A 13,184-nucleotide genomic window follows, 5' to 3' on the forward strand; every position below is an offset into this window, starting at 1 on the left:
CGAACTTATGTGTTTTGTGTTTTGTGTTTTGTGTTTTGTGTTTTGTGTTTTGAATTACATTATTGACTAGCGGCCTCGTACTAAAACTTTTCTGAGCAAACCAGGATAATTTTTAGATTTCTAAACAGTTCCTTCTTCCCGCATACCGCAAATATGCAAAAAGTATGTTAAGGCTGTCCTTAATTAACGATTAACTTGAGAAATAATAAATAAAACTTAAGAAAGTCAAGCGAAATACCTCATAAAAACTTTTTTAACGTATCGGTGCAAAAACGATTTCTGCCAATACATCTTTAGGTAAGGTATTTAATATTTTTTATGTGTATTCGTTAGGTTTATAAGAAGCCTGGCTGCTAATACTCTGCTGCTTCGCAAAAAATAAGTAACACTGTTGAGCTTATGCAACATTAAGTTTCTGGAGAACATTAAACCACATATCTTCTAAGGTATTAAAATGATCTACCAAACCTGTTACAACAGCCCACTAGGCAATATCTTACTACTCTCTAATGGTAATGCACTCTCCGGTCTATATTTTGAAGGACAGAAATATTTTCCAAAAATATCATCTGAATGGAAAAATGGTCAAGGACTGGCGATACTCCAAAAAACAAACAAGCAGCTCAATGAATTTTTTCACGATGGTCGCAGAATATTCAGTATTAGGTTACTTAACCATGGAAGTCCATTTCAGCAGGTTGTCTGGGAAAAACTATGCACCATTCCATACGGTCAAACAACCACCTACAGCGCCATTGCACTGACTATTGGAGGCGTCAATTACACTCGTGCGGTAGGTAATGCTATTAGACTTAATCCAATTTCTGTAATCATACCGTGCCATCGTGTATTAGGTATTAATGGAACATTGACAGGCTACGCCGCTGGACTGAGTCGTAAGTATGACTTATTGCATCTAGAGACGCGTCAATCAATGGCGGTATAAAAATATTGACATTCGTATCAATTGACCACCGATTCGATCCGACGATGACAAGCATGCCGTACAATCTCGGCTTTATCCCGATATATGATTTGTAACGCTATGCGCTCACGTACCACTAAACGTCTAACGCCTGATGCTGAAAAACTTGTCAGCCATACCCTTGCACTTGCTGCATCCAGCAGTCGTATAGAAGACCGTTTCTGGGAGCGACAACTTAATAAACTTCTATTTCGTCTCTTACAAAAAGGTAATCAATCTACGCTCGACAACGCCCTCGAACATCTACAAACCAACCATAGTGATGTCTATGGTACTCTCGCCAACCTCATTGAGTCGCAAAGTGAATCGGCAGAAATTGACAGAGAAGGACAATCGTGGGATGGCCTTCTTATCGCCATACCAATGCTAGCATGGACACGCTATTCCATTCCATCGGGCCCGATCAAATCAGAGTTATTGTTATCAATCTCAAATCACCTTGAAAGTCATATAGTTGCAGAAAAAGGACGTGTTTTTTTTTCTCCATTCCTATATAGCATCGATCAGCTACCACGCACACATTGCGAAGCATGGCGACTAACTCAACGGTTAGTACAGGCTGCAATCGACCGTGAAAAAGCATCTCAACTGACGAGAGATCTACCAGAAACCGCACCGATCTTCGCAGACCCTCGCTTTTTACTCGCTGCTATCGCAGTCCCATATGACTCTCCAATGTTCCGTTGGCAAGAAGATGGCGCACGACACTCTGAACGTATTCATTGCCGAGAGCAATGGGCTGCCCAATGTGGCCCTAACCTTGGTGCTCTACTACCAGGCTGCGAGATCGAAACTCTGCTACCAGATGCTTATTATGCCAGCTGCCGCGAAGCCGACGAACGCATACGTCCACATACAATTCGAACAGGATTACGTTACTTAGAAGAAAGGCTCGCATTAAAACCGATAGAACTACGAGCCATTATTGCAGGTTTCGGCGAAAAAAATATTGATGAGTACCGTATTTCATTCACACAACGAGACAGCAACGATGTAATTTATGGCATGGTTTGGCCCTTATATGGCAGTGAAAACGGCGAGGTCGAAAATGATACAGTTGAAATGCTAATAAACTTGCTCAAGACATGTGGAATCACCAAAATACGAAAACACGCTAGCCTCTTCGTTCCTGAATACTGCGAAGATTGTGGTACACCTCTTTATCCTGACCCTATAGGTGAAGTGGTACATGTGGAAATGCCGGAGGACATAGAGCCCAATCATCCACATTTTCATTAATTAATATCCTAAATGAGGGACAATTTCCTTGATAATATTATTTTTAGTCAGCCCTACATTAATACATTGACTACCAAGCAGGATACTAAATACTTACGATCAAACAATGTCATCAGTGATTTCCTCCAACAAGGTTTCAGAATTAGAAAAAATATATCTCGGCTCGTACATAGTAAGTAATGTTGCCGATTATAGAATATCCCCATAAACGGTCCTATCATCCATCCTATCAGTTCAAAATCTTGAGGTTACCTTATGTAGGCAAAAGCTGAGAAACTTTAGACTGGCAACTATTTTCTCAATTAATGTAACAGTGTCGAAGTCTAAAATAACGTCAATTATTGTGTGAACTACTTAAGTAACGCTTATGGTTTAAAAAATTAGGAATATAGAATCTTGTATGTACTCGATGTGTATCTGTACCACTTATATAGGTTTTTAGAAACAATCTAAAAATGAGCATTTCTAAAGACAATCCTTCACACATGCACCCATATTTAGGATGAAACACATCTTTTAAACTTTGGATACTCACTATATCTATCAATAGATGTCACAGCATCTTGCTTATTAGCATCATTTACTTGGATCCAACTAGAGCCATTCCTTGCGGATAACACATCCAGAAGATATTTATCGACATGTCTAATCGAATTCTAATTCGTATCTTCTTATATACAGCTGCAACTGCAGCACTTTTTTTATCCAATGCCACACATGCGGTAACACTCCAACAACACCATTCACTTGTAAAAAAATTTGTGAATGAACGTCATGTAGAGCTGCTGATCGCGGACTGTGCAGCCCATGCCAGTTTTGTAATATCAACACTCCCCCGTTACTCCATGTTCGAATACAACCCCGATGCCACGAGCAAAGATGATGCAAAAATAGAGGCATGGGATGGTCCGTTCGATCAAGATAAACAAAAAATTTACGTCACACAAGTCGTCACTCTAGATGGGATTGGTCAACGAAATAACGGTGAGGCAGACACCATACATATCCGCTGTGGCTACGCGGATGGACACATGATGGCATTCGATTATACAACGCCATTTCTGACGATTAAGGCTCCAAAATCAACAGCACATTCAAACAAGTATTCACAATCCAATTCGCGCGCTAATGCAGTGAACCGTAAACGCAAAAAGAAAAACGCACGTTGAGTCAACTCTCATCAGCAAAGAATCAAGTCATTACGTTAAACTTTTAATATAGAAAAATTCCACATTAAAATAACTATTTATGAAATGACTTTGCGACGAAAAATCCATAGCGCTTCAGACGATACGTTGACATCAAACACATAACCTTCACTGCAAAAGTTCTTAAGCTGATGGATATCGGAGATAGAATTCTCAATAGCGAACCGCGCCATCATTCCGCGTGCACGCTTAGTATAGAAACTAATAATCTTGTACTTGCCGCCCTTCCAGTCTTCGAAGACAGGAGTAATAACAGGCGCATCGACGATACGACGATTGACTACTTTGAAATACTCTTGGGAAGCTAAATTAACTAATACACGACGCGATGGTTGGTATTCAAGCAATAACGCATTAAGTGAATGTGTCACACGCTCACTCCAGAAAGTGTAGAGGTCACGACCACGAGAATTTGCAAAGCGAGTACCCATTTCAAGTCGGTAAGGTTTTAATAAATCGAGCGGCCGCAAAACACCATAAAGGCCAGAAAAGATCCGGAGATGATTCTGAGCGAATTCGAGTTGAACAGCGGACAAGGTCCGTGCTGATAACCCTTCGTAAACATCACCATTAAAAGCCAATATGGCTTGTTTCGCATTATTAGCATCAAAATTCCGCGTCCATTCAGCGTAGCGAGAAAAATTAATAGCGGCTAGCGATGCTGAAATACGCATCAATGAACTAATTTGTTCAGGACTCAACGTGCGTAAACCCTCAATTAGTTCTGCGGCCTCCTCGATAAATTGAGGGACAGTGTGAGTTTTGACTTGAGATGGTGTTTCGTAATCAAGGGTCTTAGCAGGCGATAGGAGAATTATCATAATGAATATTGCATCCAGGCAAAATTCTAAATATAGTTATTCTATAGAATCTCGTCCCCTGTGGTCATCTTTTCCCTGCCAATCAAACACTCACTGGGAGTGGCATCCAATTGTTAGGTTAAAAATGATCCCCTGCTGCTGCGAGCAGCAATATAAGAAAGCAAGAATATTTTTTGGGGTGACCGATGGGATTCGAACCCACGACGACTGGAATCACAATCCAGGACTCTACCAACTGAGCTACGGCCACCGTCGCAACCAAAAAAGTCTTCTTCTTATAAAAGATATCCTTTAATTATATAAGGATCTTTCGATATTTGAGAGACTCAAAAAAATGAACTTTGAAAGTTATATCTCAAATTGAATGCTCAGAAAAAACACAGATTTTCTTTAGATGAGAAAAAATAAAACGCCACTAGCACTAGAATAATTATTAACGGCGTTCCTAACTAAGAATTGGTTGCGGGGACAGGATTTGAACCTGTGACCTTCGGGTTATGAGCCCGACGAGCTGCCAGACTGCTCCACCCCGCGTCTGAATGAAGTAATTATAGAATGAATCTTATTCAAAAAGCAAGCAACCTGACAATTTTTATTTCACGCCAATTGTCATAACACACATTAGGTCCACGGAGCCCGCCCACAGGGCATAGTATAGTGTGCGCTCAATCAAATTACTGTTACACAAATGCAGTAAGTACATCTTAAAAGGTCCGACCCTACTACTCGAGAATCTAAGTGCTTAAAGTGTTAAAACGCTCAATATCCAACGTGATCATTTTATTTACAAGCGTACAAATATCCTCGGCACATCGCAACACCCGATACAATGAGCTCTCTTTGAATTTACTAAATTATATCTATCATGCTCTCGATGCTCTATCCTTTAGCCCGCCGCGCCCTATTCTCGCTCGATGCCGAAAGAGCTCATCACATAACACTTTCGATATTGCGTAAGGCTGCATCACTAGGTTTAGCGAATCTTATGAGTGAACGCCTTCCAGAAAATCCTCTTACTGTCATGGGTATTACCTTTCCGAATCCAGTAGGTCTTGCTGCTGGTCTAGATAAAGACGGTAACTGTATTGATGGTCTTGCCACCCTCGGCTTTGGTTTCATTGAAGTGGGCACCATTACTCCCCGTCCACAACTAGGCAATCCCAAACCACGACTTTTTCATGTGCCACAGGCACATGGCATCATTAACCGAATGGGATTCAATAACGCGGGTATCGAAAAATTCTTAGAAAACATACAATCTACGCGCTGGAAAGGCCCATTAGGTCTGAACATCGGTAAAAATGCCGACACACCCATCGAAAATGCCGTGGACGATTACCTAATTTGTCTAGAAAAGTGTTACCCCTATGCAAACTATATAACCATCAACGTTTCATCACCAAATACCAAAAATCTACGTCAACTACAAGAATCTAAAGAGCTCGATTCTCTACTCGGATCTCTCAAAGAAAAACAATACACACTATCTGAGCGACATGATCGCTATGTGCCCATCGTCCTAAAAATTGCCCCTGATCTTGAGGACGAACAAATTAAACTAATTGCGAGCTTACTCACTCGACATCAAGTTGACGGCGTTGTTGCCACTAACACCACAATATCGCGTGATAGCGTCAACCATCTACCTATCGCCAATGAAACTGGTGGTTTGTCAGGTCGACCTTTGTTCGATGCGTCAAATCGCATTATTCGTGCTCTACGAGCTGAGCTAGGCGATGCCATTCCAATCATCGGTGTCGGCGGAATTCTCTCTGGCAAAGATGCACGAGATAAACTTGACGCTGGCGCGACTCTCGTTCAAATCTATAGTGGATTAATTTATCGAGGGCCGGTACTAGTACGAGAGTGCGTGGAAGCATTGCTCAAACAAAAAGCGCTTGTCGAATTATAAATTAACTCTATTCTTTTCAGCAGGCATCTAAAATCCATAATAATTCAAAAAAGATGTCTATGCCATACTTTCTAGTCTAGGTACTGCAGCTGATTACACTCATAATACTGAGTTTCCTCAAAGTCCCCGACAATCTTATAAGGGATATATAACCATAAAATCTGAATGCACGGTACTGCATATTCTTACATTTCTTGAATTTCAAAAATAATTGAGTGATGATTTTGCCATGAAAACTCGTTTCTGCAATAGAGAGAAGACCAACCATCATGAAATTGGCTAGATATCGAATTCACTTTTTCATCAAGTGATTATTCGTAATAATAAAGAGGAAGGGTCATGAAGAGCGAAAGATTCGATTTTATGAATTCCCTGATAATCCAGTGAAATAACTCTTCTTAAATAAGAAGCTAAAATTTAGAATGTATTTAATCACAATACTGATTCTTTAGATTTATTTTTCCAACCCAAAACTAGTCTGAATTAGACAAATTCAAATGCTTAACAACATTTGAATTTGAATTTATTAGCCAACCGACATAGGTATTTTTTATGTTAGAAAAATCATAAAGACTGACTCACATCAGCAGCTATGGAAAAAAACGAATTCTGCTCGCAGCCAGCAGCGGCCTGTGTGCGCGGTAACTTGTTGGCAATATGTGGGAATGACGCGGTCCTGCCTTCTTGCAACCACTTGCGAACACGTATTGCATCTGCAAATCGCGAGTATTTATCTGTTGAATCAAGCAAAATCATAATCATGGACCGACCATCGATTGTAGTTTGCATCACGAGACATTGACCTGCCTCAGAAATGTAACCCGTCTTCTGTAAGCCGATGTCCCAATCACTATGCCCCATGAGATAGTTAGTACTACGATAAAGCAATTCCCTTAACCCAGTGCTCACCTCATAAGAGCTATCGGTAGAGAAACGTCGTATCTCTGGATACTGATAAGCCGCCTTTACCATCTTAACTAAATCAAACGCACTCGATACATTTTGGCTCGTGAGCCCAGTTGAATCTGCAAAGATCGTGTCATGCATGCCCAACTCTTTCGCTTTATGATTCATGGCTGCAATAAAAGCAGCTCGTCCCCCTGGGAAATAACGTGATAATGCAGAAGCAGCACGGTTTTCTGAGGCCATTAGCGCAATATGCAACATATCTTCACGACTAAGCTTCGAACCAATAGCAAGACGCGAGCCTGTCCCTTTCTCGTAATCACGGTCTTCATCCGTGATTACCATCATATCTGTCATTGGTAGCTTGGCATCAAGCACTACCATTGCTGTCATCAACTTCGAGATAGAAGCTATTGGCAAAACTGCTCGTGAATTCTTTTCTAAGAGAACTTCGGAAGTATGTGCATCTAGCACATAAGCAACACTAGAGCGTAATGCTAATACATCTGGCACTTCATGCAAACCAAATATCCGTCCAGCAGATAAACGCTGGGGAGTCGGTGAAAAATTAACTTTTCGATAGGTACCAACACTACGTTTCCTAGCATTTTTATAAACAATATTGTTAGACGCTCGACGAACATTATTGATCGAAATACCATTTTTTTTAACACGTATATCTTTTTTTATTTCTACCATACCACCCCGTCTGGCAACAGACGTTAAGGTGGTACGTTTGACAAATGGCTTCATATTCGTGCACAGTCTTTTCTTCTCTAACGTTTTTTTAGCTGTCTTCAATGCTGAAGGTTCTTTATTTTTACCAGCCGCCTCTGCAAAAAAAGGCACTCCCCCAGCAAGCAAGATAACCACAAGGACGCCTCCATAAAAACGGCCATAGCATAGACCTGCAAGAGTTGTGATCAGACACATAATGAAAATAAAGGAGTATCGTGGTTAATTGGCTATAAAAACTGATTTAGTAAAGTCAAAAAAATAAGCAATATGAAAGATTCAGAATAAAGAATAAAAATTTAAATTAATATCTCGTTATTACATTCAGAACCCTAGTACTTAAAAGCTGATTGAGTAATAACAGCATCAAATACATATATATCCAGAATATGCAGACATCACATCATTCTAATGAAAAATTGTATAGTTTATCTTACAAATTACTACTGCTCTATCGCGAATTCGATCAAGAAGAGAAGTGATGAGATTCCATAACCACAAAATCCTTAATGGTCTCTTAAAAAAGTTTGATGGCCTAAATTGGTCAATCTCGCCAGACATATATCTCCTCCGACGACGCTTATTCTTCAGAATCAAGAGAGGAAAGGATTTAATATATAAGACATCCTCTCATACACTATACGGGGTATTCTTTTGATATAGCGGAAATCTCAACAAACCTTATTAGATAAGGATACAGTGTTCACGACTCTCTCGAATAAAGCAAGACCCTCATCTATGTCAACTTCTGGGATATTAAGCGGTGGAGCAAAACGAATCACGTCGGGTCCTGCCACAAGCAACATTAAGCCAACATTCTGAGCTGCATCTACGATATCTTTTGCCTTTCCGGAAAAAGCAGGATTAAGTACTGCACCAAGCAATAGTCCCATACCACGAAATTTCGCAAACACGCCGTGACGCGCGTTAATCGCTTCTAGACCTGTAATAAAACGTTCGTGACGTGCTTTCACCCCATCCAAAATGTCTTTGGTGTTAATCAATTCGAGCACACGACCAGCCACGGTTGCAGCAAGAAAATTTCCACCATAAGTACAGCCATGCGTACCCGGTGAAAAACTAGCAGCAATCTTCGATGTCGTTAAAAGCCCACCAATTGGAAAACCATTGCCCAATGCCTTAGCAGTTGTCAGAATATCTGGCACCACTCCATAATGCATATACGCATATAAAAATCCTGTACGGCCCATTCCTGTTTGCACCTCATCGAAAATTAGGAGGGCACCACTCTTATCACATAATTGACGCAATCCCTTCAAGAATAAAGGATCAGCCGGCATCACCCCACCTTCACCTTGCACCGGTTCAACGATCACCGCACATGTCTTCTCAGAAATAGAGGCTGCAACAGCAGCTAGGTTATTGTAATGCAGATGTTTGATATCCTGCGGCAGTGGACCAAAACCTTCGGTGTATTTTGCTTGACCACCAACGCTCACCGTAAATAACGAACGGCCATGGAAAGAGTTATAAAAAGCGATAATTTCGCTCTTCTGCACACCATTACGTGCTATAGCATGATCAGTGGCATAACGCCGTGCCAGCTTCAATGCCGCTTCATTCGCCTCCAATCCAGAATTACAGAAGAATGCCTTTTCAGCAAATGTGGCTTGCGTAAGTCCACGCGCTAAACGGAGAACTGGCTCATTAGTATAACCATTCCCAACGTGCCAAATCTTCTCACTTTGCGCCTGAATTACCCTTACCAATTCAGGATGGGCATGGCCTAGACCATTGACCGCAATTCCACCTGTAAAATCGATATACTCGTTACCTATCTGATCCCACACTCGCGAACCCAATCCTCGAATCGGTATCATCGTCGCTGGGGAGTAATTCGGAACCATAACGTCATCAAACGTTTGGCGAGTCACTGCGGCTTGCTCCATCATGACAACAACCTCGTAAAATCGTTAACTCAAAGACATCATCGGAATCCGCGAGGGGAAGACAAACCACCATTGTCGAATTTTAATATCAACTGGTACTGAACTAACAACACATTTTCCAAAAAAATTCGCAAGAATTATTTGCGATAAACAAAATCGAAAAAGTTAAACAGCTAGGTACGACAGATGTAAAAATCTCGATCTAAGTCAACAGGCCAAACACGGCATAATTTCATGTCCGTCTTTGCATTGAGATGTTTTGACTTGAAAAGTTTAATTAAGACGATTGCGCATTAGACATCTTACCAATTACCTCAACTCTCAGCATAGTGACACGAACTCGTGTTCTAGAACCTCCATGGTGCGTGAGGCCGGACTCGAACCGGCACGAGATCTCTCTCGTCAGGACCTAAACCTGGTGCGTCTACCAATTTCGCCACTCACGCAATAAAAACCCTGCTAATACTAAGTCTAGTGAAAAGTAACCCAATCGATTATCGTTTATTAACGCAAAACGGCGTTTATTTTACATGAAACAGGTCGAATTGTCGACGATACTGAGTGAATTTTAGCGACATCTAACTACTATAATAAAAAATTTAGCCCCTGCTAACCGAAGAAGCTAGATTAGCACGCTTACCAGGCAAAACCTTACAAGGCGAAACTCTAAACCCTTTACTGATAGGGAGCTTACGTACTTGTCATTACTAATGGAACCAATTTGGGTCAAAATACTGCATAGATAGATTGAAAATATACTCCCTGGGAAAATATACTACCTCGACTTCTCTATTTCGATTACCACTAGGCTGCCGCAGAACCACTTCTTGCCTCACGGACAATAGAGGCTTCCTCTAACCATTCCATTTAATAAAAATATTTTTTACAAAGAAAATTGCCACAACCGGCCATGCTTTCATCATTAGTTACCAGGGACAAATGGTCATTGCCGGCATTCGCTTTCCATAAGGAACTAAAACATCGATGATGAAGTGCATTTAATTTTTCGATACGAAAGAATTCCTACCATTGATAATAAAGTGTATTAAACACCTTACTCGAGCAACTCATCACTAAAATAGTGTACGATCCCCAGTGAACCCAATATCATTGTAAGTGTTTTTGTTAATTATGGAATATCAACCTAGTTACTAAAAACGATTCAGCTAAATAAAATCAACTCTGATAAAAAATACAAAGTGAACATTAACTATGTCATATCCGATGACCAAAAAAATTGATATTTTTTAATAGTGCATAATGTTTTTATCCGTAATATTTAATACATTTACATCCAATCTGGATCGCCAAAATCTCTTTGTAAAAAAAGTCATAAATCATAATAACTCGCCAGCTCAAAAAACTCAGTGAACAATTAAGGAGTAAATAGATGAAAACCGTTGGAGAAAAACTAGAATCCTTTTCAGTCAAGGCTGTAAAACCAGGATTTAACCATCACGAAGAAAACAATGTTTCAGCTTTCGAAGACATTACCGAAGCTTCATTCCCTGGAAAATGGAAGATTATCTATTTTTATCCTAAAGATTTTACTTTTGTTTGCCCAACAGAAATTGTTGAATTTGGTAAGCTAAACGATCAATTTTCTAAACGCCATGCGATACTACTAGGTGGATCGGTTGACAACGAGTTCGTAAAACTGGCATGGCGGCGTGAGCACAAGGATCTGAATAAGCTAAATCATTACTCATTTGCGGACGTCAAAGGAGCTCTAATCGATCAACTTGGAATTCGCGATAAAGAAGCTGGAGTTGCTCTACGTGCCACCTTTATTATCGATCCAGAAAACACGATTCAACACGTGTCGGTCAATAACCTAAACGTCGGTCGGAATCCGCAAGAAGTTCTACGAATTCTCGACGGTTTACAAACGAATGAACTATGTTCATGTAATCGAACTATTGGCGGCGCAACGCTGTAAGGTTTACTCAAAAAGCCCCGCTTTCGCGGGGCTTTTTGATAATTTCGTTGAAACTCTCATGATCCGCTTAGTTGTGCATAAAAGCAGATACCAATTCTCATTAAGATACATGCTGAAACGGCAATAGGACGAAAAACATCTACACAAGATTTTAAGATAGCATTTTTCATACTCTTCTACAGTTAGAATGATCTCATCTCCACAAGCAAAACAACCGCCTGGGCTTCAATCGCTTCCTGACGCCCAAGATATCCTAATTTTTCATTGGTTTTTGCTTTAACATTTACCCGTGTTTTTAATGTATCTAACGCACCAGCAATTACTACGATCATTGCATCAATGTATGGTGAAAGTTTAGGCGCTTGTGCAATCACCGTACAGTCGAGATTCAACAGTTCGTAACCTGCCTGACGAACACGATGCATCGTCTCTTTAAGCAGAAAAACACTACTCAAGCCTTTAAATTGTGGATCAGTATCCGGAAAATATCTTCCGATATCCCCCAACGCTGATGCACCCAACACAGCATCAGTAACCGCATGTAACAAAACATCAGCGTCCGAGTGACCAAATAGACGTTTTTCAAAAGGTATATTTACCCCACCTATGACCAGTTGATGACCTGGTACCAATTCATGGACATCATAACCTTGGCCAACACGTAAATTAGGCAACGCTGCAATACTCATTTGGAAATCCTCGTGGCAGTTATGCCAGTCATATAATCAAAAGATATGGAAATATGCTGCGCTTATGAAGCAGCCATCAGTCAAACTCACACGGTGTACTTAGCAAAGTCTCTGCCAAAAAAAAATCTTCAGGGTACGTTACCTTGAAATTTCTCAAACTACCGCACACTAGTTTAGGATGGTGACCTAGTCGCTCGATCGCACTCGATTCATCCGTGATCTCAATACACGAATCTAACGCCTTTTCAAGCGCCAAACACAACATACCAAGACGAAACATTTGCGGTGTCTGAGCTTGCCATAAGCCATCACGCGTTTCCGTTTTTCTGACCTCAGCTAAACCCGATGAACCAACCGAAAAAACACCACTCTTCAGTGTGTCGACAATAGGCAAAGCCAGCAAACCGCCAACGGGATCATTATACAGTGTGCTAATCAACTTTCGAATTAACGTCGTTGTAATGCCAGGACGTGCTGCATCATGCACCAGCACCCAATCGGAATCGTGTGCACCAAAATCGCTAAGTGCGTGTAATCCGTTCAATACAGATTCCTGACGCGATCTTCCGCCACAACGCCTAACCGAAAAACGAAGATTTCTGAAATAATGCGCATCAAAATGATTATCATCTGGAGCCAACACGACTAGTGTTCGTGAAAATTCTGGACAGGCATCGAATGCAGCTAAAGCATGGTGCAATATTGCTCTGCCAGCCACACTACAATACTGCTTAGGAATACTGAGACCGGCCCGCAAACCGGCGCCGGCGCATGGTATAAGTGCAAAAATTTGGTCGGTCACAATATAAATATAGATATAAGTAAAACTAAAATTTTATA

Annotated in this window: 10 protein-coding genes and 3 tRNA genes; 5 read left to right on the forward strand and 8 right to left on the reverse strand. The window is 40.8% G+C overall.

What is annotated here, in order from left to right; genetic code table 11:
- The first annotated feature begins 454 nt into the window (after nt 1-454).
- From BZL35_RS01905 to BZL35_RS01915, 3 genes are all read left to right on the forward strand, one after another.
- Nucleotides 455-946 (forward strand): methylated-DNA--[protein]-cysteine S-methyltransferase, encoded by a 492-nt coding sequence (locus tag BZL35_RS01905; protein ID WP_106182362.1) that lies wholly within the window; start codon nt 455-457, stop codon nt 944-946.
- 99 nt (nt 947-1,045) lie between these two features.
- On the forward strand, nt 1,046-2,224 hold the full coding sequence (locus BZL35_RS01910; protein ID WP_106182844.1) for a DUF2863 family protein: 1,179 nt from the start codon (nt 1,046-1,048) through the stop codon (nt 2,222-2,224).
- A gap of 641 nt (nt 2,225-2,865) precedes the next feature.
- Entirely contained in the window at nt 2,866-3,393 is a 528-nt protein-coding gene (locus tag BZL35_RS01915) for a BspC domain-containing protein (protein WP_106182364.1), read from the forward strand.
- A 77-nt stretch (nt 3,394-3,470) separates the two neighbouring features.
- Here the strand turns inward: BZL35_RS01915 and yaaA are convergent, their stop codons facing one another.
- The 3 genes from yaaA to BZL35_RS01930 form a co-directional block, all read right to left on the reverse strand.
- The gene (yaaA, locus tag BZL35_RS01920; protein ID WP_106182367.1) at nt 3,471-4,253 is read right to left on the reverse strand and encodes a peroxide stress protein YaaA; all 783 of its coding nucleotides are present in this window, start codon (nt 4,251-4,253) and stop codon (nt 3,471-3,473) included.
- Nucleotides 4,254-4,427: 174 nt separating this feature from the next.
- Nucleotides 4,428-4,503 (reverse strand) — tRNA-His (locus tag BZL35_RS01925).
- A gap of 207 nt (nt 4,504-4,710) precedes the next feature.
- A tRNA-Met gene (locus tag BZL35_RS01930) sits at nt 4,711-4,787 on the reverse strand.
- A 331-nt stretch (nt 4,788-5,118) separates the two neighbouring features.
- Here BZL35_RS01930 and BZL35_RS01935 point away from each other — a divergent pair.
- A complete protein-coding gene (locus BZL35_RS01935) occupies nt 5,119-6,165 on the forward strand; it encodes a quinone-dependent dihydroorotate dehydrogenase (protein WP_106182369.1) in 1,047 nt (348 codons plus the stop codon).
- 564 nt (nt 6,166-6,729) lie between these two features.
- On the opposite strand, the gene BZL35_RS01940 is transcribed toward BZL35_RS01935, so the two are convergent.
- The 3 genes from BZL35_RS01940 to BZL35_RS01950 all read right to left on the reverse strand — a co-directional run bounded on the left by BZL35_RS01940 (nt 6,730) and on the right by BZL35_RS01950 (nt 10,162).
- A complete protein-coding gene (locus BZL35_RS01940; RefSeq protein ID WP_106182371.1) occupies nt 6,730-8,004 on the reverse strand; it encodes a serine hydrolase in 1,275 nt (424 codons plus the stop codon).
- Nucleotides 8,005-8,477: 473 nt separating this feature from the next.
- Nucleotides 8,478-9,716, reverse strand: coding sequence for an aspartate aminotransferase family protein (locus tag BZL35_RS01945; protein ID WP_219860855.1), 1,239 nt, complete (start codon nt 9,714-9,716; stop codon nt 8,478-8,480).
- Between the two features lie 359 nt (nt 9,717-10,075).
- Nucleotides 10,076-10,162, reverse strand: a tRNA-Leu gene (locus BZL35_RS01950).
- A gap of 944 nt (nt 10,163-11,106) precedes the next feature.
- Here BZL35_RS01950 and BZL35_RS01955 point away from each other — a divergent pair.
- Nucleotides 11,107-11,655 carry a peroxiredoxin gene (locus BZL35_RS01955; RefSeq protein WP_106182376.1) on the forward strand — a complete coding sequence of 183 codons (549 nt, stop codon included), beginning with the start codon at nt 11,107-11,109 and terminating at the stop codon, nt 11,653-11,655.
- A gap of 182 nt (nt 11,656-11,837) precedes the next feature.
- Here BZL35_RS01955 and ispF read toward each other — a convergent pair whose 3' ends face one another.
- Both ispF and ispD read right to left on the reverse strand, forming a co-directional pair.
- A complete protein-coding gene (gene ispF / locus BZL35_RS01960; RefSeq protein WP_106182378.1) occupies nt 11,838-12,344 on the reverse strand; it encodes a 2-C-methyl-D-erythritol 2,4-cyclodiphosphate synthase in 507 nt (168 codons plus the stop codon).
- A 76-nt stretch (nt 12,345-12,420) separates the two neighbouring features.
- A complete protein-coding gene (gene ispD / locus BZL35_RS01965; RefSeq protein ID WP_106182380.1) occupies nt 12,421-13,146 on the reverse strand; it encodes a 2-C-methyl-D-erythritol 4-phosphate cytidylyltransferase in 726 nt (241 codons plus the stop codon).
- Nucleotides 13,147-13,184 lie beyond the last annotated feature (38 nt).

Source organism: Candidatus Pandoraea novymonadis, from assembly GCF_003004665.1.
In the GTDB taxonomy this organism is placed as follows: Bacteria; Pseudomonadota; Gammaproteobacteria; order Burkholderiales; family Burkholderiaceae; genus Pandoraea; species Pandoraea novymonadis.

Excerpts from the sequence above, each read along its gene's own strand:
- BZL35_RS01905 (WP_106182362.1), top strand. The coding sequence starts at position 455 with ATGATCTACCAAACCTGTTACAACAGCCCACTAGGCAATATCTTACTA.
- BZL35_RS01910 (WP_106182844.1), top strand. The coding sequence starts at position 1,046 with ATGCGCTCACGTACCACTAAACGTCTAACGCCTGATGCTGAAAAACTT.
- BZL35_RS01915 (WP_106182364.1), top strand. The coding sequence starts at position 2,866 with ATGTCTAATCGAATTCTAATTCGTATCTTCTTATATACAGCTGCAACT.
- yaaA (WP_106182367.1), bottom strand. The coding sequence starts at position 4,253 with ATGATAATTCTCCTATCGCCTGCTAAGACCCTTGATTACGAAACACCA.
- BZL35_RS01935 (WP_106182369.1), top strand. The coding sequence starts at position 5,119 with ATGCTCTCGATGCTCTATCCTTTAGCCCGCCGCGCCCTATTCTCGCTC.
- BZL35_RS01940 (WP_106182371.1), bottom strand. The coding sequence starts at position 8,004 with ATGTGTCTGATCACAACTCTTGCAGGTCTATGCTATGGCCGTTTTTAT.
- BZL35_RS01945 (WP_219860855.1), bottom strand. The coding sequence starts at position 9,716 with ATGGAGCAAGCCGCAGTGACTCGCCAAACGTTTGATGACGTTATGGTT.
- BZL35_RS01955 (WP_106182376.1), top strand. The coding sequence starts at position 11,107 with ATGAAAACCGTTGGAGAAAAACTAGAATCCTTTTCAGTCAAGGCTGTA.
- ispF (WP_106182378.1), bottom strand. The coding sequence starts at position 12,344 with ATGAGTATTGCAGCGTTGCCTAATTTACGTGTTGGCCAAGGTTATGAT.